This is a genomic window from Rhodococcus antarcticus (genome assembly GCF_026153295.1).
In the GTDB taxonomy this organism is placed as follows: domain Bacteria; phylum Actinomycetota; class Actinomycetes; order Mycobacteriales; family Mycobacteriaceae; genus Rhodococcus_D; species Rhodococcus_D antarcticus.
In genome coordinates this window covers 2,992,773-3,015,855 of sequence record NZ_CP110615.1, presented here as the reverse complement: position 1 = coordinate 3,015,855, position 23,083 = coordinate 2,992,773, and the positions used below count along the sequence as shown (strand labels likewise).

General features: G+C 74.5%; 26 protein-coding genes, 1 tRNA gene, 1 pseudogene and 1 riboswitch. Of the genes and pseudogenes, 18 read left to right on the top strand and 10 right to left on the bottom strand.

The features are described 5' to 3' along the window. Positions 1 to 5 precede the first annotated feature (5 nt). Together RHODO2019_RS14735 and RHODO2019_RS14730 are read right to left on the bottom strand one after the other, a co-directional pair. Entirely contained in the window at positions 6 to 1,463 is a 1,458-nt protein-coding gene (locus RHODO2019_RS14735) for a threonine/serine exporter family protein (RefSeq protein WP_265382493.1), read from the bottom strand. Positions 1,464 to 1,488: 25 nt separating this feature from the next. Further along, positions 1,489 to 1,878, bottom strand: coding sequence for a nuclear transport factor 2 family protein (locus tag RHODO2019_RS14730; protein WP_265382492.1), 390 nt, complete (start codon positions 1,876 to 1,878; stop codon positions 1,489 to 1,491). A 74-nt stretch (positions 1,879 to 1,952) separates the two neighbouring features. Between RHODO2019_RS14730 and RHODO2019_RS14725 the strand changes: the two genes are divergently transcribed. Further along, positions 1,953 to 2,024, top strand: a tRNA-Thr gene (locus RHODO2019_RS14725). On the opposite strand, the gene RHODO2019_RS14720 is transcribed toward RHODO2019_RS14725, so the two are convergent. Next, on the bottom strand, positions 2,024 to 2,872 hold the full coding sequence (locus tag RHODO2019_RS14720) for an NAD-dependent protein deacetylase (protein ID WP_265382491.1): 849 nt from the start codon (positions 2,870 to 2,872) through the stop codon (positions 2,024 to 2,026). The genes RHODO2019_RS14725 and RHODO2019_RS14720 overlap by 1 nt on opposite strands. A gap of 57 nt (positions 2,873 to 2,929) precedes the next feature. Between RHODO2019_RS14720 and RHODO2019_RS14715 the strand changes: the two genes are divergently transcribed. The 3 genes from RHODO2019_RS14715 to RHODO2019_RS14705 all read left to right on the top strand — a co-directional run bounded on the left by RHODO2019_RS14715 (position 2,930) and on the right by RHODO2019_RS14705 (position 4,705). After that, positions 2,930 to 3,376: a nitroreductase family deazaflavin-dependent oxidoreductase gene (locus tag RHODO2019_RS14715; RefSeq protein WP_265382490.1), complete on the top strand. Its 447-nt coding sequence runs from the start codon at positions 2,930 to 2,932 to the stop codon at positions 3,374 to 3,376. 40 nt (positions 3,377 to 3,416) lie between these two features. After that, positions 3,417 to 4,304, top strand: coding sequence for an NUDIX hydrolase (locus tag RHODO2019_RS14710; RefSeq protein ID WP_265382489.1), 888 nt, complete (start codon positions 3,417 to 3,419; stop codon positions 4,302 to 4,304). Positions 4,305 to 4,381: 77 nt separating this feature from the next. After that, positions 4,382 to 4,705, top strand: coding sequence for a WhiB family transcriptional regulator (locus tag RHODO2019_RS14705; protein WP_265382488.1), 324 nt, complete (start codon positions 4,382 to 4,384; stop codon positions 4,703 to 4,705). Between the two features lie 72 nt (positions 4,706 to 4,777). On the opposite strand, the gene thiE is transcribed toward RHODO2019_RS14705, so the two are convergent. Then, complete coding sequence (thiE, locus tag RHODO2019_RS14700; RefSeq protein WP_265382487.1) at positions 4,778 to 5,440, bottom strand: thiamine phosphate synthase; 663 nt, start codon at positions 5,438 to 5,440, stop codon at positions 4,778 to 4,780. A gap of 27 nt (positions 5,441 to 5,467) precedes the next feature. Further along, positions 5,468 to 5,575: riboswitch (TPP riboswitch) on the top strand. Between thiE and thiO the strand changes: the two genes are divergently transcribed. The 7 genes from thiO to RHODO2019_RS14665 all read left to right on the top strand — a co-directional run bounded on the left by thiO (position 5,572) and on the right by RHODO2019_RS14665 (position 11,096). Then, positions 5,572 to 6,594, top strand: a complete 1,023-nt coding sequence (gene thiO / locus RHODO2019_RS14695; RefSeq protein ID WP_265382486.1) for a glycine oxidase ThiO — start codon at positions 5,572 to 5,574, stop codon at positions 6,592 to 6,594. (Overlaps the previous riboswitch by 4 nt.) Further along, positions 6,591 to 6,788 carry a sulfur carrier protein ThiS gene (gene thiS, locus RHODO2019_RS14690; RefSeq protein WP_265382485.1) on the top strand — a complete coding sequence of 66 codons (198 nt, stop codon included), beginning with the start codon at positions 6,591 to 6,593 and terminating at the stop codon, positions 6,786 to 6,788. The genes thiO and thiS overlap by 4 nt, the downstream gene beginning before the upstream one ends. Before the next feature lie 58 nt (positions 6,789 to 6,846). Continuing rightward, a complete protein-coding gene (locus tag RHODO2019_RS14685) occupies positions 6,847 to 7,596 on the top strand; it encodes a thiazole synthase (protein WP_265384800.1) in 750 nt (249 codons plus the stop codon). Beyond that, positions 7,593 to 8,432 carry a bifunctional hydroxymethylpyrimidine kinase/phosphomethylpyrimidine kinase gene (gene thiD, locus RHODO2019_RS14680; protein WP_265382484.1) on the top strand — a complete coding sequence of 280 codons (840 nt, stop codon included), beginning with the start codon at positions 7,593 to 7,595 and terminating at the stop codon, positions 8,430 to 8,432. The genes RHODO2019_RS14685 and thiD (RHODO2019_RS14680) overlap by 4 nt, the downstream gene beginning before the upstream one ends. A gap of 122 nt (positions 8,433 to 8,554) precedes the next feature. Beyond that, complete coding sequence (locus tag RHODO2019_RS14675; protein WP_265382483.1) at positions 8,555 to 9,889, top strand: purine-cytosine permease family protein; 1,335 nt, start codon at positions 8,555 to 8,557, stop codon at positions 9,887 to 9,889. Next, positions 9,886 to 10,488 (top strand): TenA family protein, encoded by a 603-nt coding sequence (locus RHODO2019_RS14670; protein ID WP_265382482.1) that lies wholly within the window; start codon positions 9,886 to 9,888, stop codon positions 10,486 to 10,488. The genes RHODO2019_RS14675 and RHODO2019_RS14670 overlap by 4 nt, the downstream gene beginning before the upstream one ends. Then, positions 10,485 to 11,096, top strand: coding sequence for a TenA family protein (locus RHODO2019_RS14665; protein WP_265382481.1), 612 nt, complete (start codon positions 10,485 to 10,487; stop codon positions 11,094 to 11,096). Before RHODO2019_RS14670 ends, RHODO2019_RS14665 begins: the two co-directional genes overlap by 4 nt. Before the next feature lie 9 nt (positions 11,097 to 11,105). Here the strand turns inward: RHODO2019_RS14665 and RHODO2019_RS14660 are convergent, their stop codons facing one another. Beyond that, the gene (locus RHODO2019_RS14660) at positions 11,106 to 12,125 is read right to left on the bottom strand and encodes an alpha/beta fold hydrolase (protein ID WP_265382480.1); all 1,020 of its coding nucleotides are present in this window, start codon (positions 12,123 to 12,125) and stop codon (positions 11,106 to 11,108) included. 92 nt (positions 12,126 to 12,217) lie between these two features. Here RHODO2019_RS14660 and RHODO2019_RS14655 point away from each other — a divergent pair, with 92 nt between their 5' ends. Then, positions 12,218 to 12,694, top strand: coding sequence for an SRPBCC family protein (locus tag RHODO2019_RS14655; RefSeq protein WP_265382479.1), 477 nt, complete (start codon positions 12,218 to 12,220; stop codon positions 12,692 to 12,694). A gap of 23 nt (positions 12,695 to 12,717) precedes the next feature. On the opposite strand, the gene RHODO2019_RS19430 is transcribed toward RHODO2019_RS14655, so the two are convergent. After that, positions 12,718 to 13,464, bottom strand: coding sequence for a cold shock domain-containing protein (locus tag RHODO2019_RS19430; protein ID WP_435532230.1), 747 nt, complete (start codon positions 13,462 to 13,464; stop codon positions 12,718 to 12,720). A gap of 30 nt (positions 13,465 to 13,494) precedes the next feature. After that, a pseudogene (locus RHODO2019_RS14640) lies at positions 13,495 to 13,698 on the bottom strand (cold-shock protein); the annotation flags it as partial. A 149-nt stretch (positions 13,699 to 13,847) separates the two neighbouring features. Between RHODO2019_RS14640 and RHODO2019_RS14635 the strand changes: the two are divergent. Next, on the top strand, positions 13,848 to 14,774 hold the full coding sequence (locus tag RHODO2019_RS14635; protein ID WP_265382478.1) for a pseudouridine synthase: 927 nt from the start codon (positions 13,848 to 13,850) through the stop codon (positions 14,772 to 14,774). A 38-nt stretch (positions 14,775 to 14,812) separates the two neighbouring features. Here RHODO2019_RS14635 and thiD (RHODO2019_RS14630) read toward each other — a convergent pair whose 3' ends face one another. Next, positions 14,813 to 15,661 carry a bifunctional hydroxymethylpyrimidine kinase/phosphomethylpyrimidine kinase gene (thiD, locus tag RHODO2019_RS14630; RefSeq protein ID WP_265382477.1) on the bottom strand — a complete coding sequence of 283 codons (849 nt, stop codon included), beginning with the start codon at positions 15,659 to 15,661 and terminating at the stop codon, positions 14,813 to 14,815. Between the two features lie 168 nt (positions 15,662 to 15,829). On the opposite strand from thiD (RHODO2019_RS14630), the gene RHODO2019_RS14625 reads away from it, so the two are divergent. The 3 genes from RHODO2019_RS14625 to RHODO2019_RS14615 all read left to right on the top strand — a co-directional run bounded on the left by RHODO2019_RS14625 (position 15,830) and on the right by RHODO2019_RS14615 (position 20,173). Continuing rightward, positions 15,830 to 17,536 carry an MFS transporter gene (locus tag RHODO2019_RS14625; RefSeq protein WP_265384798.1) on the top strand — a complete coding sequence of 569 codons (1,707 nt, stop codon included), beginning with the start codon at positions 15,830 to 15,832 and terminating at the stop codon, positions 17,534 to 17,536. Between the two features lie 3 nt (positions 17,537 to 17,539). Further along, positions 17,540 to 17,998: a MarR family winged helix-turn-helix transcriptional regulator gene (locus RHODO2019_RS14620; RefSeq protein ID WP_265382476.1), complete on the top strand. Its 459-nt coding sequence runs from the start codon at positions 17,540 to 17,542 to the stop codon at positions 17,996 to 17,998. 96 nt (positions 17,999 to 18,094) lie between these two features. Beyond that, on the top strand, positions 18,095 to 20,173 hold the full coding sequence (locus tag RHODO2019_RS14615) for a transglycosylase domain-containing protein (protein WP_435532229.1): 2,079 nt from the start codon (positions 18,095 to 18,097) through the stop codon (positions 20,171 to 20,173). A gap of 317 nt (positions 20,174 to 20,490) precedes the next feature. Here the strand turns inward: RHODO2019_RS14615 and RHODO2019_RS14610 are convergent, their stop codons facing one another. Next, positions 20,491 to 21,396 carry an N-acetylglutamate synthase, CG3035 family gene (locus RHODO2019_RS14610; RefSeq protein WP_435532127.1) on the bottom strand — a complete coding sequence of 302 codons (906 nt, stop codon included), beginning with the start codon at positions 21,394 to 21,396 and terminating at the stop codon, positions 20,491 to 20,493. 37 nt (positions 21,397 to 21,433) lie between these two features. Next, positions 21,434 to 22,018: a peptide deformylase gene (locus RHODO2019_RS14605; protein WP_265382474.1), complete on the bottom strand. Its 585-nt coding sequence runs from the start codon at positions 22,016 to 22,018 to the stop codon at positions 21,434 to 21,436. 108 nt (positions 22,019 to 22,126) lie between these two features. Between RHODO2019_RS14605 and napA the strand changes: the two genes are divergently transcribed. Together napA and RHODO2019_RS14595 are read left to right on the top strand one after the other, a co-directional pair. Then, positions 22,127 to 22,444 carry a nucleoid-associated protein NapA gene (gene napA, locus RHODO2019_RS14600; RefSeq protein ID WP_265382473.1) on the top strand — a complete coding sequence of 106 codons (318 nt, stop codon included), beginning with the start codon at positions 22,127 to 22,129 and terminating at the stop codon, positions 22,442 to 22,444. Continuing rightward, positions 22,444 to 23,064, top strand: a complete 621-nt coding sequence (locus RHODO2019_RS14595; RefSeq protein WP_265382472.1) for a LytR C-terminal domain-containing protein — start codon at positions 22,444 to 22,446, stop codon at positions 23,062 to 23,064. Before napA ends, RHODO2019_RS14595 begins: the two co-directional genes overlap by 1 nt. Positions 23,065 to 23,083: the final 19 nt, after the last annotated feature.

Genomic DNA, 23,083 nt, shown 5'->3' with positions numbered 1-23,083 from the left:
GGCGTTCAAGACCCGTCCCGCCCACCGTCCAGGCGGTGCTCGAGCCGGGAGAGCCCGGTCCGGACGGGCAGCGACACCCACTCGCCGAGCACCACCCCCGCCGCGAGCGCACCGGCGACGGCCAGCGCACCGCCGAGCTCGCTGAACCCCTGCACGACGGAGTCGTCGGTGAGCCCGTACAGCCCGCGGTAGACCGCCAGGGCCGGCAGCAGCGGCGCGATCCCGCTGACGGTGACCACCATCGGCGGGATGCGGGTGCGTCGTGAGATGACCCCGCCGGCCAGTCCGACCAGGGTCGCGGCCGCCGCCGAGGCGAGCACGGGTCCCGAGCCGGCCTGGGTCAGCAGGCCGTACACCAGCCAGCCCACAGCCCCGGCTGCGGCGGCGGCCAGCAGCGCGCGCCGCTCGGCGTAGGAGGCCAGCGCGAAGAAGGCCGAGGTTCCGGCCGCCCCGATCACCTGGACCGGGAGGTCGGTGAACCCGGTGCTGGTCTCCGCGAGCGGGGGCAGCGCCACCCCGACGCCGGTGGACAGCTTCAGCGCGAGCCCCAGGCCCACGATGATCCCCGCGGTCAGGACCATCACCTCCGCGAAGCGGGCGGTGCCGGTGACCAGTGCGCCGGTGATCGCGTCCTGCACGCTGCCCACCAGCGACAGCCCCGAGAGCAGCACGACGATCCCCGCCGCGACCACCTGGGACGGCCGCACGCTGATGCCCAGCCCGCCCTGCGCGGCGTACAGCGCCACGGCGGGCATGGTCGCGATGAAGCCGCCGACCACCTGCTGGAAGAAGAACGGCAGACCGATCCGGTTGAGCAGCCGGTTGGTGCGGTCGATGGTCACGGTGGCGACGAACGCGACCGCGATGACCAGCGGGCCACCACCGAGCAGCAGGGCCACCGACGCGGCCATGCCGGCCCAGGCCGCCGTGGCCACCCAGCGTGGGTAGGGGTGTGCGGCGGTGGTGATGCGGTCGAGCTCGGTGTGCGCCGTCGTGGCGGTCAGCTCGCCGCGCTGGGCGGCGACGACGAGCCGGTCGACCTCGGCGAGCCGGGTGTAGTCCAGCGAGCGGTAGTTCACGACCCGCAGGGTGTTCACCGGAGGCCGGCTCAGCCCGCGGTGCGCGCTGATGGTGATGGAGGTGAAGGTGATGTCCACCTCGCACCGCGGCAGGCCGTAGGCACCGGTCACCGCCAGCACGTACCCGGTGGTGTCCATGGCGGCGGTGCCGCTGGAGAGCAGCACCTCGCCGATGCGCAGGGCCAGGTCCAGCACCTCGGTGACGCTCGCGTCGTCGGCCAGCTCCGGACCGGGGTCGCGGTGGTAGGCCACGGGTGCGGCGATCCCGCCGTCCGGGGTGGGCTCGCCGACCTCGGGCCAGCTGTTGCCGAGCACCCCGGGGTGGCCGTGCCCCCGGTGCTGGGGCAGGTGCGCCGCACCCGTCCGCCTGCGGACCCAGCTCACGGCGGTCCCTCCTCCTCGATCGTGCTCAGCTGTCGGTGATCTCGTCCTCGTCGCCCAACCCGGTGGCGGCCAGCGCCTCGGCCAGGTCCGCGTGCCGGAACACCGACACCACCACGTGGCCCACCACCCGGAAGGCGGAGGCCACCGTCGAGCTCCCGCCGCCCGACCAGCTGGCGTCCTCCTCGACGACCACGACCCCGTGGTGGACGAAGGTGCGGCCCGGCTCGAGGCGGACGTCGGCGTCGGCCGCCCACTCGCGCAGCGCGGCCGTGCCCTGGCTGGAGCCCTCCGGACCGGAGAGCTCCACGTCGTCGCTGGAGACCTCCAGCAGGCTCTCGACGTCACCCGAGTTCAGGGCGTCGTGCCAGGCCAGGACGGTGGAGATCTCGGTGGTGTACTTCTCCGCGTCGCTCACCGGGCCCACGGTAGTGGTCGACCGCGGAGTCCTCGGCACCCGTACGATCACCGTCGGTCGGCCGCGCCAGCCACGCCGGATTAGCTCAGCGGTAGAGCACCGCTCTTGTAAAGCGAAGGTCGTCGGTTCGATCCCGACATCCGGCTCAGCCCGCCCGCGGGGCCAGCTCGGCCGCGAACCGGGCCAGGGTCTCGGTGCACCCGGCGTCCAGCTTGACCGTGGCCAGCTCGTCGCCCCGGGTCCAGCCCCGGTTCAGGATGACGACGGGCGTGCCGCTCTTCGCGCAGTGCCGGACGAAGCGCAGCCCGCTCATCACCGTCAACGACGACCCGACCACCAGCAGCGCGTCCGCGGAGTCGACCAGCGCGTACGCCTGCGCGACGCGGGGCTTGGGCACGTTCTCGCCGAAGTAGACGATGTCCGGCTTCAGCATCCCGCCGCACCGCTCGCAGCCGGCCACCCGGAAGCCCTCGGTGGTGGCGAGCACCGCGTCCGCGTCCGGCGCGATCTCGGCGTCGCCCACGGCGTGCACCGCCGCGAACTCCGGGTTGAGCGCCTCCAGCCGCACCGCGAGCTCGGCCCGGCCGGTGGCGTGACCGCAGGCCAGGCACAGCACGCGGGCGTAGGTGCCGTGCAGGTCGATGACGGTGCGGCTGCCCGCGAGGGTGTGCAGCCGGTCCACGTTCTGGGTGATGACGCCGCGCACGACCCCGGCGGCCTCGAGCGCCACCAGCGCGCGGTGCCCGCCGTTGGGTGACTGGCGGTGCACGTGCCGCCAGCCCACGTGGTTGCGGGCCCAGTAGTGCCGCCGGAAGTCGGGGTCGCCCACGAACTGCTGGTAGGTCATCGGCGTGCGGGGCGGCGAGGACGGCCCGCGGTAGTCGGGGATCCCGGAGTCGGTGGAGATGCCGGCCCCGGTGAGCACGGTGACGGTCCGCCCGGCGAGCACGCCCAGCGCGGCGTCGAGGGTGCCGGGGGTGGTCGCGGTCGTCACGAGACCAGGGTACGAGCGGGGCTGGTCCCGCACCGGGTGGTGCGGTTCACTGGGCTCGTGACCCTCACCGGTGAGTACGAGCCCAGCACCCAGAAGTGGGTCCGCGACCAGGTCGAGCTGTACGAGAGCTCGGGCGGCACGCAGGGCACCACCCTCGGCGACCGCGGGTTGCCCTGCGTGCTGCTGACCACCCGGGGCGCGAAGTCCGGCAAACTCCGCAAGGTGCCGCTCATGCGGGTGGAGCACGACGGCCGCTACGCCGCGGTGGCCTCCCTCGGCGGCGCCCCCAAGCACCCGGTCTGGTACTTCAACCTCAAGGCCAACCCGCTGCTGGAGCTGCGCGACGGCACCACGGTGGCGGACATGACCGCGCGCGAGATCAGCGGCGAGGAGAAGGCGCAGTGGTGGGAGCGGTGCGTGGCCGCGTTCCCCGACTACGCCGACTACCAGCGCAGGACCGAGCGGGAGATCCCGGTGTTCGTGCTGGAGCCCGTCGCCGCCTGAGCATCCGGCGGGGTGGCGCGCGGCCGGGCAGGATGGCCCCGTGCGCGGTGACGGGGACGGCTGGGTGCACGCGGCCGACGGGTCGCGGCGCTGGGGTCACCACGGCGCAGCGGGGCTGCTGCTGCGGGCCCCCGGGCCGGACGGCACGGTCGTGCTGCTGCAGCACCGCGCGGCGTGGAGCCACCACGGCGGGACCTGGGGGATCCCGGGTGGGGCCCGCGACAGCGACGAGACCCCGGTGCAGGGCGCGCTGCGCGAGGCCGCCGAGGAGGCGGGGCTGCGGGCGGGTGACGTGTCGGTGCGCACCGCACGGGTCACGGCCGGCCACGCGCCGGGGTGGAGCTACACCACCGTCGTGGCCGACGCCGCGTCCCCGCTGGCCCTGACCGCCGACCACGAGAGCGACGAGCTGCGCTGGGTGCCCGAGGACGACGTGGACGCCGTGCCGCTGCACCCCTCCTTCGCCCTCGCCTGGCCGCAGCTGCGGGCCAGGCCGGTGCAGCTGCTGCTCGACACGGCCAACGTCCTGGGGTCCCGGCCGGACGGCTGGTGGCGGGACCGGGCCGGGGCGACGACGACGCTGCTGCGCCGGGTGCGCGATGCGGTGCCCCGCACGGTGGAGCTCCCGGACGGCAGCTTCGTGCGGGTGGAGGGGGTGACCGCGGTGGTCGAGGGTGCGGCCAGAGCCGTGGACGTCGAGGGCGCGCGCCTGCACCGTGCACCGGGATCGGGGGACGACGAGCTGGTGCGGGTGGCCACCGGCGACCACGTCGTGGTCACGGCCGACCGCGGGTTGCGGGCCCGTCTGGGGGCGGGGGTGGCCGTGGTCGGGCCGTCGGCGGTGCGCGCCTGGCTCGACGAGCCGGCGCGGGTGCAGGAGCCGGACCAGCGGTGGGCGACCCTTGAACGGCGTCCGGGCGAGGTCTAGCGTCGAGTGCGCGCTGACGCTCCAGCAGCTGGGTATCAGCCTTCCGAAGTTCACAGCTTTCGAAGGTGGGTGCACTCATGGCTGACTACAGCCGTCTCCCCGGTCCCGTCGAGGACCACTGGACGTGGCAGTCCCTCGGCGCGTGCCGCGGCCTGCAGACCGCGATGTTCTTCCACCCCGACTACGAGCGCGGTTCGGCCCGCGAGCGCCGGGAGTCCCAGGCCAAGGCCATCTGCGAGCGGTGCCCCGTGCTGGGGCAGTGCCGCGAGCACGCGCTGCAGGTGCACGAGCCCTACGGCATCTGGGGCGGCCTCTCCGCCGACGAGCGCAAGGGCGTGCTCCGAGCGCAGCGCCGGCGCACGGCTCTGGCCGCCGGGCAGCGGGAGCACGAGCCCGCCTGAGCGCGCCCACGGGCCGATCCCGCCGGCCGGCCACCCCGCAGGAGCTCGGCCGCGGGAGATGAGGGCCTCGGGTCAGCCCAGCGCGGTCCGCAGCGCCCGGGCGGCCGCCTCGGGGTCGGCCGCGGAGGTGATCGCCCGGACGACGACGACCCGGGTGGCCCCGGCGGCCAGCACCGCGGGCAGCCGCTCGGCGTCGACGCCCCCGATGGCGAACCACGGCCGGTCCGGCGCGTCCGCGGCCGTGGCGCGCACCAGGTCCAGCCCGGGGGCGGCGCGGCCGGGCTTGGTGGGGGTGGGCCAGCAGGGGCCGGTGCAGAAGTAGTCCACCCCCGGCTCCTGCGCGGCGGCCCGGGCCTGGTCGACGTCGTGGGTGGAGCGGCCGATGACCACGTCCGGGCCGAGGATCCGCCGGGCGTCGGCCACCGGGAGGTCGTCCTGGCCCAGGTGCAGCACGTCGGCCCCGGCGGCGAGGGCGAGGTCGGCCCGGTCGTTGACCGCGAGCAGGGCCCCGTGCCGGTCGGCGGCCGCACGGAGCACGGCCAGGGCCGCCAGCTCGCCACGTGCCTCCAGCGGACCGTGCGCCCGCTCCCCGGCCGATCCCTTGTCACGCAGCTGGACCACGTCCACCCCGCCGGCGAGCGCCGAGTCGACGAACGCGGCGAGGTCCCCCAGCTCTCTGCGTGCATCGGTGCACAGGTAGAGGCGGGCGGTGGCCAGACGTTCCCTGCTGTGCACGGCCGCGACGGTAGCGATAGGTTGATCGGAGTTCAGCACGGGAGTCCCTGACGGGGGCTGAGAGGGAGCACACGAGCTCCGACCGTCGAACCTGATCCGGATCATGCCGGCGCAGGGAGCAGGAGGTGGTCGTGCCGTCGTTGGCCGTGGTGGGTGCCGGTGCCGTCGGGCTGTCCGTCGCGTGGCGGGCGTCCCGCGCGGGCTGGTCGGTCACCGTGCACGACCCGGAACCGATGCGGGGCGCCTCGTGGGTGGCCGGCGGGATGCTCGCCCCGCTGACCGAGGGCTGGCCCGGCCAGACCGACGCGCTCGAGCTGGGGCTGGCCTCGCTGGCGCTGTGGCCGGAGTTCGCCGCCCGGCTCGGGTGCCCGCTGATGACCCGCGGGACGGTGGTGGTGGGGGTGGACGCCGCCGACGCGGCCGAGCTGGACGTGCTGGCCGGGTGGCTCGACGGGCACGGCCGCGAGGTCGCCCGGCTCACCCGTCGCGAGCTGCGGGCGGCGGAACCGTCACTGGCGCAGGGCTTCCGGGCTGCGCTGGACGTGCCGGGGGACTGGGCGGTGGACAACCGGGCCCTGCTGGCCGCGCTCTCGACGGGCGTGTCGGTGGTGGCGGAGCAGGTCCACGACCTCGGCGCGCTGGCCGCCGACCAGGTCGTGGTGTGCGCGGGCGCGGCGTCCGGGGCGCTGGTCCCCGACCTGCCGGTGCGGCCGGTGAAGGGGGAGATCCTGCGGCTGCGCGTCCGTCCGGGGGCGCTGCCGCCGCCGGCGCGGACGGTGCGCGGCGTGGTCCACGGCCGGCACGTCTACCTGGTGCCGCGGCCGGGCGGGCTGGTCGTCGGCGCCACCACCCGTGAGGTGGGCGTGGACCGCGAGGTGACCGTGGGCGGGGTGCGCGACCTCGTCGCCGACGCCGAGGCGGTGCTGCCCGCCGTCGCCGAGTACGGGGTGGTCAGCGTCGACGCTGGGCTGCGGCCGGGCACCCCGGACGACCTGCCGCTGATCGGGCGGCTGGACGACCGGACGGTGCTGGCCACCGGGCACGGCCGCAACGGGCTGCTGCTGGCCCCGCTCACCGCCGAGGCCGTGCTCGCCGAGCTGGCCGGGACACCGAGGGACGACGTCGCGTGCGCGCGGCCGGGGAGGTTCACGTGAGGGTGCTGCTGAACGGGAGTCCGCAGGAGGTGGACGCGGGCACCACGGCCGCCGAGCTCGTGGTGCTCGCCGGGGCCCCGCCGACGGGGGTGGCCGTGGCGCTGGACGGGGCGGTGCTGCCGAGGTCGCGATGGGCGACGGTGCTCGTCGAGGGCGCGACCGTGGAGGTCCTCACGGCGGTGCAGGGTGGCTGAGCAGACGGTGGCCCGGGGGCTGACGGTCGGCGACCGCACCTTCGGCTCGCGGCTGGTGATGGGGACCGGCGGGGCGACGAACCTGGCCGTGCTGGAGCGGGCGCTCGTCGCCTCGGGCACCGAGCTCACCACCGTGGCGATGCGCCGGGTGGACGCCGGCGGCGGCACCGGGGTGCTGGGCCTGCTGGAGCGCCTGGGCATCGCGGTGCTGCCCAACACCGCGGGGTGCCGGGGGGCGGCCGAGGCCGTGCTCACCGCGCAGCTCGCCCGCGAGGCCCTGGGGACCAGCTGGATCAAGCTGGAGGTGGTGGCCGACGAGCGCACCCTGCTGCCCGACGTCGTCGAGCTGGTGGACGCGGCCGAGCGGCTGGTCGACGACGGGTTCACCGTGCTGCCGTACACCAGCGACGACCCGGTGGTGGCGCGACGGTTGGAGGACGCCGGGTGTGCGGCCGTGATGCCGCTGGGCTCGCCGATCGGCACCGGCCTGGGCATCCGCAACCCGCACAACCTGGAGATGATCGTGGCCGCCGCCGGGGTGCCGGTGATCCTGGACGCCGGGATCGGCACCGCCAGCGACGCCGTGCTCGCCATGGAGCTGGGCTGCGACGCCGTGCTGCTCGCCACCGCCGTCACCCGGGCCACCGATCCGGAGCGGATGGCCCGAGCCATGCGTGCCGCGGTGGAGGCCGGGTTCGACGCGCGGCACGCCGGGCGCATCCCGCAGCGCTTCTGGGCGCAGGCGAGCTCCCCTGTGCGTGATTTCTGGACCCAGGACACGAGCAATCCTTCACAGGCGGACTCGTGATCGTCCACGCGCTGACCATCGCCGGCAGCGACCCCAGCGGCGGCGCGGGCGTGCAGGCCGACCTCAAGGCGTTCTCCGCGCACGGGGCCTACGGGATGAGCGTGCTGACCGCCCTGACCGCGCAGAACACCCGCGGGGTGCAGGGTGTGCACCCGGTGCCGCCGTCGTTCGTCACCGACCAGCTGGACAGCGTGTTCGACGACGTCCGGGTGGACGCGGTGAAGATCGGGATGCTGGGCGACGCCGCCACCATCCGGGTGGTCGCCGACGTGCTGCGCCGCTGGGCTCCGCCCGTCGTGGTCCTGGACCCGGTGATGGTCGCGACCTCGGGGGACCGGCTGCTGGCGGCCGACGCGGTGGCCGCGCTGCGTGACGAGCTGCTGCCGCTGGTGCACCTGCTCACCCCGAACCTGCCCGAGGCCGCGGACCTGCTCGGGGTGCCGCCGGCCCGGGACGAGGCGGAGATGACCGACCAGGTGCACCGCCTGGGCGCGCTGGGGCCCGCCGGGGCGCGGCCGTCGGTGCTGCTCAAGGGCGGTCACCTGGAGGGCCCGGAGTCGGTCGACCTGCTGCTCGTGGACGGCGAGCTCACCCGGCTCACCGCACCCCGGGTGCCCACCCGCAACACCCACGGCACCGGGTGCGCGCTCAGCTCGGCGATCGCGGCGCTGCGGCCGCAGCGGTCGGGCTGGATCGGTGCCGCGGTCGAGGCCAAGGCCTGGCTGACCACGGCGCTCGAGCGGTCCGACGAGCTCCACGTGGGCTCCGGCCACGGCCCGCCGCACCACTTCCACGCGCTCTGGCCGCCCCCCGCCCCCACCAGCCCCCGCAGGTAGCGGGCCACCTCTGCACGACCACCCCACACGGGAGTCCGCACCGCGCGGGCTGAGAGGGCGACAGCACGGGTCGCCGACCGTTCGAACCTGGCCGGTACCCACACCGGCGGAGGGAGCACCCGATGACGCACGACACGCCCGCCCAGCTCGACCAGACTCGTACCGAGCCCGGCCGGACGCTGGACACCGATCCACCCCGCACGCTCGGCACGTTCGCCCAGCTGGGCCTGTGGGGCAACCTCGGCATCTCGCTGCTGCTGCCGGTGGCCGCGACCTTCCTGGTCCTGCCCGGCACGTCCGTGGCCTCGACCCTGCTCGCGGTCGTCGTCGGCGCGGTGATCGGCAGCACCCTGCTGGGGCTGTCGGCCGCCGTCGGGGCGCGCACCGGCGCCCCGGCGATGGTGCTGCTGCGCGGCCTGCTGGGCACCCGGCTCTCCGCACTGCCGACGGTGGTCAACCTGCTGCAGTGCGTCGGCTGGGCGACGTTCGAGGTCTTCGTCATCGCCGAGGCCGCCACCGCGCTCACCGGCGGTCCGCGCTGGGTGTTCGTGCTGGTGGCGGGAGTGCTGGCCACCGGCATGGCCCTGCGGCCGCTGGGGGTGGTGAAGATCCTGTCCCGCTACGCGGTGTGGCTCGCGATCGCGTCGACGGTGTACCTGCTGGTCCAGGTGCTGCGCCAGCCGCTGCCACCGCTCACCGAGGGCGGCTCCGCGGGCTTCTGGAGCGCGACGGACCTCGTCATCGCCCTGCCCGTCTCCTGGGTGCCGCTGGCCGCGGACTACTCGCGGCACTCGCGCTCCGCGACGGCGTCGTTCGTCGGGGCGAGCGTGGGCTACGGCGTCGCGACCGTGGTGTTCTTCGCCCTCGGGGTGTTCGCCCTGGTGGCCTACGGCGTCACCCCGGGCTTCGACGTCATCGGCAGCCTGCTGGTGCTCCCGGTGGCCGGGGTCGCGGTCGTCGTCCTCGTGGTGGACGAGCTCGACGAGGCCTTCGCCAACCTGTACTCGACGGCCGTCAGCGCGCAGAACCTGCGGCCGGGCTGGGACCGCCGCCACCTCGTCATCGGGGTCGGGGTGCTCGCGACCGCGCTGGCGCTGGGCGTCGACGCCTACAGCTACGAGCCGTTCCTGTACCTGCTGGGGGCGGTGTTCGTGCCGCTGACCGCGGTGCTGCTCGTCGCGTTCTTCGTGCTCGGCCGCCTCGGCGGTGGATCAGGCTGGGACACCTCCGCCGAGGCACCGGCCCGCCCGGAGATGCTGGTCCCCTGGGTCGCCGGGTTCGTGGCCTACCAGCTCGTCGCCCCCACGGCGCTGACCGGGTGGGCCGCGGGCTGGACGACGTGGTGGACGGACCGGCAGTCCGACCTGGGGATCCCGACGGGGTGGTCGGCGTCGCTGGTCGCGCTCGCCGTCTCCGGGGTGCTCACCCTCGCTGTCGGGGCGGTGCGTCGGCGGTGACGCTCTCCACGGAGCTGCAGGCGCTGGGTGAGCCCCTGCTGGAGGTGCAGCTCGCCCACCCGTTCCTGCGTGGCATCGCCGACGGCACCCTCGACCCGGCGGTGTTCCGGGCCTGGCTGGAGCAGGACCACCTCTTCCTGCTCGGTTACACGCGGGTGTTCAGCCGACTCGCGTGGCGGGCCCCCGCCGAGCACCTCGGCGAGCTGGTCGCGCTGGCGAACAGCACCTTCCACGACGAGCTGGGGCTGCACCGTGAGCTCGCCACCCCGTTCGGCGCCGACCTCGCCGGCGCCACCCCCAGCCCGCAGTGCGCCGCCTACACGGCGTTCCTGCTCGACGCCGCGGCCGAGCACGGCACCGGGCTGGCGGCGCTGCTGCCCTGCACGTGGGGCTACTCCCGGATCGGGCAGCGGCTGGCCGAGTCCGGTGTGGACGGTCGCTACCGGCGCTGGGTGGACACCTACGCCGACCCGGCGTTCGCGGCCCTGGCCGTCCGGTGCGCGCAGATGCTGGAAGAGGCGGCGCCGGACCCGGCGCGCGCCCGGGCCGCGTTCCTCGCCGGGATGGGCCACGAGCTCGCGTTCTGGGACGCCCGGTGAGCCGCGCGGACGCCCTGGTGGCGGCGGCCGGTGCACGCTGGAGCTCGCTCGTCGAGCACCCGTTCGTCCTCGCCACCGCGGACGGCACCCTGTCCGCGGCCGCCTTCGACCGCTGGCTGCTCGACGACCACGCCTTCGTCCTGCAGTTCCGCGACACCCTGGCCGAGGTGGTGGGGATGGCCCCCGACCCCGTCGCGCGGCAGGTGCTGGCGGGCGGCCTGGCCGCGCTGGGCCCGGAGCTCGCGCTGTTCGCCGACGAGCTCGCCGCGCGTGGGCTGGACCCCTCCGCGCACCAGCCGTCGGGGGCCTGCCAGGAGTACCTGCGGTGGCTGCGCTCGAGCCCGGAGCAGGGCTGGGACGTGGCCCTGGCGGTGCTGCACGGGGTGGAGCGCGCCTACCTCGACGCGTGGACGGCGGTGCGGGAACGCTCCACCGGTCACCGCTACGCCGCGTTCGTGCACAACTGGTCCTCGCGGGAGTTCGCGGCCTGGGTGGACGCGCTCGTGGGCCTGCTGGGCGAGGAGCCCCCCACGGCCGAGCAGGTCGTCGTCCACCGGGAGGTCGCCGAGCTGGAGCACGCCTTCTGGGACGCCGTCCACACCGGCTGAGGGGGTCGCTCAGCGGTCGAGCCAGTCGCGCACGGCCTCGCGCAGGAACGCGTGGTCGGCGTGGTTCGAATCGAGGCTCGGTGCACCGGCCCGGTGGCCCCAGATCGAGGGGATCGGGCGCAGCTCCGCGTCGTGCAGGTGGGCGAGCTCGGCGGCGCTGTCCGCGACCCGGAAGTACAGGTCGGTCTCGCCGGGCAGCAGCAGCACCCGGGCCCGGATCGCGCCCAGGGCCGCTGCGAGGTCGCCGTCGTGCTCGGGGCCGGCGCTGATGTCGGCGTGGTACCAGGTCAGCGCCTGGGCGTAGAGGTCGGCAGCCCGCGAGGTGGCGAACCTGTCCTCCCAGTCGGTGCGCAGGAAGCCGTCCAGGTCCGGTGCCCCGAGCACGGTGCGGAACAGGTCCTCCCGGTAGAAGTCCTGGCTCAGGCCCCAGCCCGCGTAGACGTGCGCGAAGGCGCGCAGGGTCGCGGTCGGCTCCGCGGAGAACCGGCCGCCGCCGAGGTGCTCCGGCGCGGCCTCCAGCACCCGGAGCAGTCCGGACAGGAACACCTGGTTGTGGACGGCCGTGCGGGCGCTGCCGCAGACGATGATCGCGCGCTCCACGGCCTCGGGGTACATCGCGGCCCAGTGGTAGGCCTGGCCCGCGCCCATGGAGAAGCCGTACGCGGCGGCGACCCGGTCCACCCCGAGGTGCTCGGTGAGCAGTCGGCGCTGGGCGGCCACGTTGTCGCGCAGGGTGACCAGCGCGGGGAAGTCGTCGTCGGTGCTCGCGCTGGAGGAGAGCCCGTTGGAGAACATGTCCGGGACGACGATGAACCACCGGCCGGGGTCGAGCAGCTGGTCCGGCCCGATCATCGCGGCCAGCCCGGTGTGGGTGGCGCGGTAGCTGCACGGGTAGACGATCACGTTGTCCCGCGCGGCGTTCAGCGTCCCGTGGGTCTGCCACGAGAGCGTGGCGTCGTGGATGGTCCCGCCGTGCTCCACCTCGAGGTCACCCAGTGGAAACAGACCCTCGGACACCGACCACGTCATCGTCGAACCTCCTGCACGCCTCGAGCCCGTGACCACCGACGCCGTCATGCAACACCACCGGGGCGGTGGGTGCTCGTGGCAGGGTGCTCGGCATGAGCGAGCAGCCCGACCAGCGGTACGAGGTGTCCCGGCAGGTTGACGCCACGCCGGCGGAGGTGTTCGCGCTGCTGTGCACCCCGGGCGGCCACGTGGCCATCGACAGCTCGGGGATGCTGCAGTCGGCCGAGGGTGACCCGGTGCGGGCGGTGGGGGACACGTTCGTCGTCCACATGGACCGGGAGTCGCTCGGCGACCTGCCGATGGGCGCCTACGACGTCACCGTGGTCATCACGGGGTTCGCGCAGGACGCCGCGCTGGAGTGGACGATCTCCGGCACCGTGCAGCCGCCCATCCAGCACCGCTACGGCTACCGGCTGGAGCCCTCGGGCACCGGCACGCTGGTCACGTCCTACTACGACTGGAGCCAGGTCCTCGAGCGCTACCGTCGGGCGATCGCGTTCCCGGTGGTGCCCGTCGCCGCCCTCGGGGCCACCCTCGGCATCCTGGCCCGGACCCTGCGCGCGGACTGATCCCCACCCCCCCGGGCAGCGGCTCAGACGTGCTCGACGGCGTCGGCCTGCGGCCCCCGGTCGCTCTGCCGGATCCGGAACCGGACCCGCTCACCGGCCACCAGCGGCTGGTCGCCGGCGACCACCGAGACGTGCACGAACAGGTCGGGCCCGCCGACGTCCGGGGTGATGAACCCGAAGCCGCGGTCGGCGTCGTAGCGCGCGACCGTGCCGTCACCGCCGCGGGCCGGGGGCCGGGTGGTGGACGTTCGGGCGGGGGTGTGGCCGGGGGTGCGGCTGGACGGGCGGGCGGGGTTCGGGGCCACCGCGGTCTCGACCGGGTCCCCGGCGGCCACGAACCGCACCTCGCGGGCCTGGCGACCCTGGTCCATGGTGACCGGGGAGAACGTGATCCGGTCGCCCTCGGCGGGCACGTACTGCGGGTCGTCCAGGGCGCGCACGTGCAGGAACACGTCGCCCGCCCCGTCGTCGGCGGCGACGAAGCCGAACGACTTCTCCTCGTCGAACCACACCACGGTGCCGTCGGCGCCGTCTCCGGGCGCGACCAGCGGCGCTCCGCGGACCCCGGCGTCGTGGCGCAGCGGGACGAGGTGCTGGGCCTGCGGCCCCTTCTCCCCGGCGGTCACCACGAAGGCGACGCGCTGGCCGGCCGCGAGGACACCCCCGGTGACGATCGCGGAGGAGTGGACGAACACCTCGGCGCCTCCGCCGTCGGGAGCCGCGAAGCCGTAGCCCTTGGCCGGCTCGTACCAGGAGACGGTGGCGAGCACGCCCAGGGCCGCGTCGTCCGCCACGTCCCCGGTGACGGTCACGGTGAGGGCCTGCGGTCCCCGAGGGCCGTCGCCGGGGGTGAACTCCACGGTCTGGCCCTCGCGCAGCGCCCGGGCCGCGCCCTCGCCCTGGACCTGCGAGACGTGCACGAACAGGTCCGGGCTGCCGTCGTCGGGGGCGAGGAAGCCGAAGCCGCGCTCGAGGTCGTACCAGCGGACGGTTCCCTGCTGCACGGTGCTCTCCTGGTGTCGCGGTGGTCGAGCGCTCGGCTGATCGAGCGCTGGGTCGGTCGAGCACCCAGTGTCCCAGCCGACGAGGGGGGCCGGTACCGGCCGTCGCTGCCGTGCGGGCGGCGGCCGGGCCCGGCGCTACCGTGCAGGACGTGCCGCCGCGTCCGCTGCCCGTGCGCGACGGGCTGAACCCCACGCGGCTGCGCCTGCCCGAGGACGCCGGCCTGCCCGAGGACGCCGGCCTGCCGGTGGGCGGCGCGCAGGCGACCGTGCTGGCGCACCTGCTCGCCCGCTGGCCCGACGACGCGGTGCGGCTGAGCGAGAAGGTCGACTCCGGGCAGGTGCTGCTCGACGACGGGAGCGCGGTCACGGCCGCAACCCCGTACCGGGCCGGGGTGTTCGTGCACCTCTACCGCGACCCCGCGCCCGAGACGCCGGTGCCGTTCGCCGTGGACGTGCTGCACCGCGACGAGAACCTGGTGGTGGTGGACAAGCCGCACTTCCTGGCCACCACCCCGCGCGGGGTGCACGTGACCGAGACGGTCCTGACCCGGCTGAGGGTGGAGCTCGACCTGCCCGAGCTGAGCCCCGCCCACCGTCTCGACCGGCTCACCGCCGGGGTGCTCGTGCTCACCACCCGCGTGGCCGTCCGGGGCGCCTACCAGCAGCTGTTCGACGCGCGCGCGGTCACCAAGACCTACGAGGCGGTGGCCGTCGAGGGTCCCGCGCCGGAGCTGCCGTGCACCGTGCGCAGCCGCATCGTCAAGGAGCGCGGGCACCTGCAGGCCCGCGAGGTGCCGGGCGAGGTGAACGCCGAGACCCTCGTGGAGGCCGGCGACCGCCCGGGGCACTACCGCCTGGGCCCGCGCACCGGACGCACCCACCAGCTGCGGGTGCACCTGGCCGCGCTGGGCATCCCGATCCTCGGCGACCCGCTCTACCCGGTGGTGCGCGAGGTGGCCGTGGACGACTGGTCCGACCCGCTGCAGCTGCTCGCCCGCACGGTGTCCTTCACCGACCCGCTGACCGGTGCGCCCCGGGAGTTCACGAGCCGACGGGTGCTGCGCACCTGTGCGTGATTCCTGGACCCGGGGGGCGAGCATTCCTGCACGGCCGATCAGCCGAGCAGCCGCCACAGCGGGGACACCGGGCCGTGGCCGGCGCCCAGCGGGTAGGCCGCCGCCACGCACCGCGTAGCCCACTCCTTGCCCAGCGCGACGGCCTCGGGCACCGACCAGCCGTGGGCGAGGGCGCACGCCGTCGCCGCGCCCAGGCAGTCGCCCGCCCCGTGGTCGTTCGTGGTGGGGGTGCGCGGCGCGGTCAGCTCGGTGAACGAGGTGCCGTCGTGGAGCACGTCCGTGCTGACCGGCGAGCTGCGCAGGTGCCCGCCCTTCACCAGCACCCAGCGTGGCCCCAGGCCGTGCAGCACGCGGGCGGCCTCGCGCTGCGACGCTCCGTCGACCACGTCGATCCCGGTGAACAGCCGCACCTCGTCCAGGTTCGGGGTGAGCAGCGTCGCCAGCGGGAACAGCCGGTCGCGCAACGTGTCCTGCGCGGAGCCCGAGAACAGCGGGTCCCCGCCGACCGACGCGGCCACCGGGTCGAGCACCAGCGGCACCCTCGACCCGATCCCGAGCTCGCCGAACACCTCCTCGAGCGCCTCGATGATCGCGCTCGAGGCCAGCATCCCCGTCTTCACCGCGCCGACACCGATGTCGGTGACCACCGCGCGCACCTGGGCGGCGACGGTGGCCGCAGGCACCTCGTGCACCCCGCTGACGCCGACGGTGTTCTGCACGGTCACGGCGGTGACGGCCGCGCACCCGTGCACCCCGAGCAGCGCGATCGTCCGCAGGTCGGCCTGCATCCCCGCACCGCCCCCGGAGTCGGACCCGGCCACCGTGAGCACCCGGACCGGGGTGTCGCCGGGCAGCGGGAGGGGCAGGGACGGCGGGGGCGCGCTCATGGACGGCCACTCTGCCCGGACCGGGCCCCGTGCCGCAGGGCACACCTCGCCCCGTGTTGTTTAGTTGCCTGCACACAACTAGCCTCCGGACGTCACCGAGGAGGCCCCGTGTCCACCGAAACCCCCGTCGCACCCGCTCCCGCGGCGACCACCACCCGCGGTCGCCGGATGCGCGTGGACCGGGACCACCCGCGCTACAAGTGGGTCGTCCTCACCAACACCACGCTCGGCGTGCTCATGAGCACCATCAACTCCTCGATCGTGCTCATCTCGCTGCCGGCGATCTTCCGGGGCATCGGCCTCGACCCCCTGGCGGCGGGGAACGTCAGCTACCTGCTGTGGATGATCATGGGATACCTGCTGGTCAACGCCGTCCTCGTGGTGACCCTGGGCCGCCTGGGCGACATGTTCGGCAGGGTGAAGATCTACAACATCGGCTTCGTGGTCTTCACCGTCGCGTCGGTCGCGCTCAGCGTCGACCCGATGGCCGGTGGTGGGGGTGCGCTCTGGATCATCCTGTGGCGCGTGGTGCAGGGCGTCGGCGGAGCGATGCTGTTCGCCAGCTCGACGGCGATCCTCACCGACGCCTTCCCGGCCGAGCAGCGTGGTCGGGCGCTGGGCATCAACCAGGTGGCCGCGATCGCCGGGTCGTTCCTCGGCCTCGTCATCGGTGGAGTGCTCAGCGAGTGGGACTGGCGCGCGATCTTCTGGGTCAGCGTGCCGCTGGGCATCCTCGGCACCGTGTGGTCCTACCGCTCGCTGCACGAGCTCGGTGAGCGGAGCCCGGGAAAGATCGACTGGCCCGGCAACCTCAGCTTCGCGGTGGGGCTCACGGCCCTGCTCGCCGGCATCACGTACGGAATCCAGCCCTACGGCGGCCACCCCACCGGCTGGACCAACCCGTGGGTGCTCACCGGCATCATCGGCGGGCTCGCGCTGCTGGTCGCGTTCTGCGTCGTCGAGTCCCGGGTGAGCGACCCGATGTTCCACCTGGCGCTGTTCCGCAACCGGGCCTTCGGCCTCGGCAACCTGGCCGGTTTCACGGCCTCCGTCGGCCGGGGTGGGCTGCAGTTCATGCTCATCATCTGGTTGCAGGGCATCTGGCTGCCGCTGCACGGATTCAGCTTCGAGACGACGCCGCTGTGGGCCGGCATCTACCTGCTGCCGCTGACCGTCGGGTTCCTCGTCGCCGGCCCGCTCTCGGGTGCGCTGTCCGACCGCCACGGCGCACGACCGTTCGCCACCGGCGGGCTCGCGCTCGTCGCGCTGACGTTCGTGCTGCTGCTGACCATCCCGGTCGACTTCCCGTACTGGCTGTTCGCACTGCTCATCGCGCTGAACGGGGTGGGCTCGGGCCTGTTCAGCTCGCCCAACGCCGCCGCCATCATGTCCAGCGTCCCCGCCAACCAGCGCGGCGTGGCCTCGGGGATGCGCGGCACGTTCTTCAACGCGGGCTCGGCGTTGAGCATCGGGGTGTTCTTCTCCCTGATGGTCGCGGGCCTGGCCACCACGCTGCCCGGGGCGCTCAGCTCGGGGCTGCAGGCCCAGGGCATCTCCGCCGACGTCGCCGGACAGGTCGCCGCCCAGCCTCCGGTGGGCACGCTGTTCTCGGCCTTCCTCGGCTTCAACCCCATCAGCGAGCTGCTCGGCCCCACCGGCGCCCTGCAGCAGCCCGGCGTGAACGCCGACGTGCTGACCGGCCAGAGCTTCTTCCCGCAGCTCATCTCCGGTCCGTTCCACTCCGGTCTGGTCGTCGTCTTCGTCGCGGCCGCGGTCATGATGGTCGTCGGTGCGGTGGCCTCGGCCCTGGCGGGCGGACGCTACGTCCACCCCGGCACCGCGCCGACCCCCGCGCGCGCGACGGCGAAGGGCTGAGCGGTGAACGAGCCGGCGACGGTGACAGCGGCGGCGGAGCTGAACCTGCGGCTCGGTCGGCTCAGCCGGCTGCTGCGCCGGTCCGCCGCCCCCGGCGAGCTCAGTCCTGGTGCCACCTCGGCCCTGGCGACGCTCGTGCGTGGCGGTCGGCTGCGACAGGGGGAGCTGGCCGCGCGCGAACAGGTGGCCCCACCGACCATGTCGAGGATCGTGGCGTCGCTCGAGCTGGGCGGCCACGTGGTCCGCGAGGCCGATCCGGGCGACGGGCGGGCGACGCTGCTCGTGGCGACCCCGGCGGGACGCGAGCTCGTGACGGGCGTCACCTCGGCCCGGGTGCGCGAGCTCGACGCCGCGCTCGCCGGGCTCGACCCCGGGCAGCGCCGGGGCCTGCTGGACGGCCTGGCAGCCCTGGAGGCCGTGCTCAGCACCAGGCCGGCAGGGGATCAAGCCGGGGGTCCATGACCGAAACTCTTGTGCTGCTGCCCGTTTCGTCCTCCAAGGGTCGGTGTGAAGCCCCCGTTCGCCGCTACCGTGGATCCCGTGCGACGACTGAGGACCTTGGCCTGGCTCGGCGGGACGTGCGTGCTGGCGGGTGCCCTCGTCGCGGGGGTGCTGTTCCCCGTCGTCGGTGGGTTGGGGCTGGTGACGACGACCGTGAGCGCCAGCGTGGACAGCGTCTCGACCGACCTGCAGACCGGCACGGTCGCGCAGACGAGCACGATGCTCGACTCCACCGGCAAGCCCATCGCCTACTTCTGGGGCGACCAGCGACGGACCGAGGTCGCCAGCGACAAGATCTCGCGGGCCATGAAGCTCGCCGTCGTCTCCATCGAGGACAAGCGCTTCTACTCCAACGACGGGGTCGACTGGCGCGGGACGCTCCGGGCCGCGGTGACGAACGCGACGGCCGGCTCCACGCAGCAGGGTGCCTCGACGATCACCCAGCAGTACGTGAAGAACTACGAGCTGCTGGTGCTGGCCACCACGAGCGCCGAGCAGAGCGCCGCCACGGCCGACACCGCGGCCCGCAAGATCCGGGACGTCCGGGTGGCGCTCACCCTCGACCAGAAGCTGGGCAAGGACGAGATCCTGACGCGGTACCTGAACCTGGTGCCCTTCGGCAACGGCGCGTACGGCATCCAGGCCGCGGCGCAGACGTACTTCGGCATCAACGCCGTCGACCTCACCGTCCCCCAGTCGGCCATGCTCGCCGGGATGGTGCAGTCCAGCTCCGCGCTGAACCCCTACACCAACGTGCAGGGCGTCACCGAGCGCCGCAACACCGTGCTGGACACCATGGCCGCCAACGGAGTGATTCCCCCGTCCGACGCCGATGCCGCCAAGGCGACCCCGCTCGGGGTGCTGGCCGAGGCCGCCTCGCCGTCCAACGGCTGCATCGGTGCCGGGGACAACGGGTTCTTCTGCGACTACGCCCTGCAGTACCTGGCCACGGCCGGGATCAGCCAGCAGCAGGTGGACACCGGCGGGCTCACCATCCACACCACCCTCGACCCGACGGTGCAGGCCTCGACGAAGGCCGGGCTGGTCAGGCAGGCCCCGGCCGATCTCGACGGCATCGCGAACGTCCTGGACGTGGTGCAGCCCGGCACCACGGCGCACAAGGTGCTGGCCATGGCGAGCAGCCGCACCTACGGCCTCGACGCCGCCCGGCACGAGACCGTGCTCGGCCAGCCGTACTCACTGGAGGGTGATGGCGCGGGGTCGGTGTTCAAGATCTTCACCACGGCCGCGGCGATGGAGAAGGGGCTCGGCATCAACGACGTGCTCGACACCCCGGCCCAGCTCCAGCTGAAGGGCTTCGGGGACAGCGCGGGCAGCCCCGGGTGCCCGGCCAAGACCTACTGCGTCCAGAACTACAGCTCGCACTACAAGACGTCGTACCCGGTGTGGGACGCGCTGGCGCAGTCGCCCAACACCGCGTTCGTCAAGCTCATCAGCGAGGTCGGCGTGGCGCCGACGGTCGACATGGCCGTCAAGCTCGGCATGCGGTCCTACGGGGTCGTCCAGCCGGGCCGGACCACGTCCATCGCCGACACCTTCAAGAACGGCAACCAGGCGTCCTTCACCCTCGGCGTCACCCCGGTGAACCCGGTGGAGCTGTCCAACGTGGGGGCGACGCTCGCCTCCGGGGGCACGTGGTGCCCGCCCACCCCCGTCGACGGGGTCACCGACTCCACCGGTGCCGCCGTCACGGTGAACCAGCAGGCCTGCGAGCGGGTGGTGGACCCGGACCTGGCGAGCAGCCTCGCCAACGGCCTGAGCCACGACCCGGTCAGCGGCACCGCGGCCGGTGCGGCGAAGACCGTCGGCTGGACGCTGCCCCTGTCGTCCAAGACGGGTACCACCAACGCCGAGAAGTCCGACGCGTTCCTCGGGTTCACCAACACCGTGGCCGGGGCCGACATCATCTTCGACGACTCCGGCAGCCCGCGGAGCATGTGCACCTCCCCCCTGCGGCACTGCCCCTCCGCCACCGCCGACCTGACCGGCGGGGCCGAGCCGGCCCGCAGCTGGTTCGACGCGGTGTCCCCGGTGGTGGGCGGACTCGGGGCGGTGACGGCACCGGTGCTCGCTCCCCGGTACGCGACGGGGAACGGGGCGTTCGGCCAGCCCTGATCCGACCCCGGCCGACGCGAGGTGGGCGGGCCGCGACGCGGGCTCGGGCTCCCGGCAGGTTTCGGGGGCCCGACTGTCGACTCGGCGGGGACGACCGTTCGTGACGCTCGGAGATCCGGGCGCGGTCCGCACGTCGTGCGTGCGCACCACACCCCGATCCCGTCTCCTGATCGGCGGATCCGCGTCGGCGTCCGCCGGGCGAGGAGGCGATCGGGGCGCCAACCGCACGTCGTACCCGCGTTCCGCGCCCCGATCTCAGAGCCTGCTGACCGGACGGCACCCGGGTCCCCGAGGACGCGCGACGGCACCGGGCGGCCTCAGGGCTCCAGGGCGTAGCCGTACCCGTGGTGGTCGGTGAAGCCCGCCGCTGCGCAGAGGGCGCGGGCCGGGGTGTTCGGCTCCGCCACCTGCAGGTAGGCACCCTGCGCGCCCCGCTCGGCCCCCCACGCGACCAGACCTGCGCAGATCCGCCCGCCGAGGCCCTGGCGGCGGGCGCGGGGCGCCACCTCCACGACGGTCAGCCCCAGCCACGGGGTGCCGTCCGGCGCGGCGGTCACCGCGCCCCGGGCCACGGCCACCACCTCGGACCCACGGGTGACGCGCGCAAAACCCAGCTCCCCGTCCACCACCGCCCGCAGCACCCCCGCCGCCCCTGGCGGCAGCGTCCTCCCGCGGTGGCGGCAGGCGCCGAGCCACTCGTCGTCGGGCTCGTCCCGCACGTCCACCTCGGCTCCGGCGACGTCGGCGACCGGGGCCGTCAGCACCCGGGAGCGGTCGATGACCGGCCAGCCCGGCAGGTCCACGGCGAGGCGGTCGGGCTGGGTGAACCGGGCGGGCAGCCCGCGCTCGGCGTACCAGGCGCGGACCCGCTGCACCCCGTCCTCGGGCACCGGCCCCAGGGGGGCACAGGAGTTGGCCCGGGCGGTGAAGCCACCCCCCGCGCGCACCAGCCAGCTCTCCAGCCACGCGTGCTCGCTGCCGGGCCAGGCCAGTGCGGCGGCGTGCTCCAGGGCGCGGACGGCCCGAGTGCTCACCGGCCGCGGGGGCACGGTCTTGAGCGCCACGACGTCGTCGCTGGCCACCTGCACCACCCTCCCGTCGGCAGCGCGCACCCGCACCGGGTCCACCGACTCGAGCAGGCCGAGCACGTCGGTCATCGGGTGGCTGGACCCGGCGGGCAGGCGGTGCCGCAGCACCACCCGGTCGCCGGGGGCTGGCGGCACCACGGGGTCGCCGCTCGGACGGCGGGCGTCGACCACCTCAGTGGCCGAACGGGTCCGGGCCCTCGCCCGGCAGCCAGCTCAGCCCCGGAACCCCCCACCCGTTGCGCTTGACGGCCTTCCTGCCGGCCCGGGCGTGCCGGCCCACCAGCCGGTCGAGGTAGGTGAACCCGTCCAGGTGGCCGACCTCGTGCTGCAGGCAGCGGGCGAAGAACCCGTGACCCTCGACGTCCACGACGGCACCGTCGACGTCGGTGCCGGTGACCCGGGCCCAGTCGGCCCGGCCGGTGGGGAAGGCCTCTCCCGGCACCGAGAGGCAGCCCTCCTCGGTCTCGTCGACATCGGGCATGCCCTCGGGCACCTCGGAGGTCTCCAGCACGGGGTTCACCACCACGCCCCGGCGCCGGGTGCGTCCGTCGTCGTCCTCGTCGTCGGGGCAGTCGTAGACGAACACCCGCAGGTCCACACCCACCTGGTTGGCCGCCAGTCCCACCCCGTGAGCGGCGTCCATGGTGTCGAACAAGTCCTGGACCAGCAGGCGCAGCGCGTCGTCGAGGGTCGCCACGGACCGGGTGGGGGCGTGCAGGACGGGATCACCGACGATGCGGACGGGGAGGATCGACACGGGGAGCGAGCCTAGCGAGGTCGCTCCGACGTGGTTCAATGGCCATCGAACGACAGCCGTGTGATTCACCGGGGACGCCCGTCTCCGAGGAGCCAGGGGAGGAGCGCGATGGACGCCGCAGCGACCCCCGCACCGGAGGTCGACGGCCCGGGGGTCGACGACCCGGCCCCCACGGACGGCCTCAGCCGCCGCGAGCACGAGATCCTCGCCTTCGAGCGCCAGTGGTGGAAGTACGCAGGCGCCAAGGAGGAGGCGGTCAAGGAGCTCTTCGACCTCTCGGCCACCCGCTACTACCAGGTGCTCAACGCGCTGGTCGACACCCCGGAGGCCCTCGCGGCCGACCCGATGCTGGTCAAGCGCCTCCGCCGGCTCCGCGCCAGCCGGCAGAAGCAGCGCGCGGCCCGGCGGCTGGGCTTCACCGTCTGATGAGCACCTCGGCGACCGGTGGTCCCGGACGGTCGCCGCTGCGGATCGCGGGGGTCACCCTCGTCGGTCTGGCCCTCGTGCTGGCCGTCGTCGGCGTGCTCACCGGGACCAGCAACGACACCACGGCCGCCGCGTCCTCCGGGAGCACCTTCGCGAGCACCTCGGTGAGCCCCTCCCCGACGACCGCGACCACCACCACCGCGCCGTCGGGCAGGACCACCACACCGCCGGCCACCGACGCCCCGACCACGACCACCGTGGCGGCGACGACCACCGTGGCGCCGACGACCCTCGCGCCCACGACGGTCCCACCGGCGGCCGTCGCACCGGACCCGCGCACGAGCGTGGACGTGGTGGTGCTCAACAACTCGACCGTGGGCGGTCTGGCCCTCCGCGCGGCGGAGGACGTCCGCGGCCGGGGGTGGACGGTGGTCGAGGTCGGCAACTACACGGGCCTGGTCCCCACCACCACCGCCTACTACCGTCCCGGCACCGCCGAGGAGGCCGCTGCCCGCGCACTCGCGGCGGACACCGGTGCGCGGGTCGAGCCCCGGTTCGACGGTCTGCCGAGCGCGGCCGCCGGCGTCGTCCTCGTCGTCACCGCGGACTACGCGGGCTGAACCGGTCGGAGGCCGTACC

Bases quoted from the DNA above. Each gene is read 5' to 3' on its own strand.
- RHODO2019_RS14595 (WP_265382472.1), top strand. From the start codon at position 22,444: ATGAGCACCTCGGCGACCGGTGGTCCCGGACGGTCGCCGCTGCGGATC.
- RHODO2019_RS14675 (WP_265382483.1), top strand. From the start codon at position 8,555: ATGACGCACGACACGCCCGCCCAGCTCGACCAGACTCGTACCGAGCCC.
- RHODO2019_RS14685 (WP_265384800.1), top strand. From the start codon at position 6,847: ATGGGGACCGGCGGGGCGACGAACCTGGCCGTGCTGGAGCGGGCGCTC.
- RHODO2019_RS14660 (WP_265382480.1), bottom strand. From the start codon at position 12,125: ATGACGTGGTCGGTGTCCGAGGGTCTGTTTCCACTGGGTGACCTCGAG.
- thiD (WP_265382477.1), bottom strand. From the start codon at position 15,661: ATGAGCGCGCCCCCGCCGTCCCTGCCCCTCCCGCTGCCCGGCGACACC.
- RHODO2019_RS14705 (WP_265382488.1), top strand. From the start codon at position 4,382: ATGGCTGACTACAGCCGTCTCCCCGGTCCCGTCGAGGACCACTGGACG.
- RHODO2019_RS14625 (WP_265384798.1), top strand. From the start codon at position 15,830: ATGCGCGTGGACCGGGACCACCCGCGCTACAAGTGGGTCGTCCTCACC.
- napA (WP_265382473.1), top strand. From the start codon at position 22,127: ATGGACGCCGCAGCGACCCCCGCACCGGAGGTCGACGGCCCGGGGGTC.
- RHODO2019_RS14655 (WP_265382479.1), top strand. From the start codon at position 12,218: ATGAGCGAGCAGCCCGACCAGCGGTACGAGGTGTCCCGGCAGGTTGAC.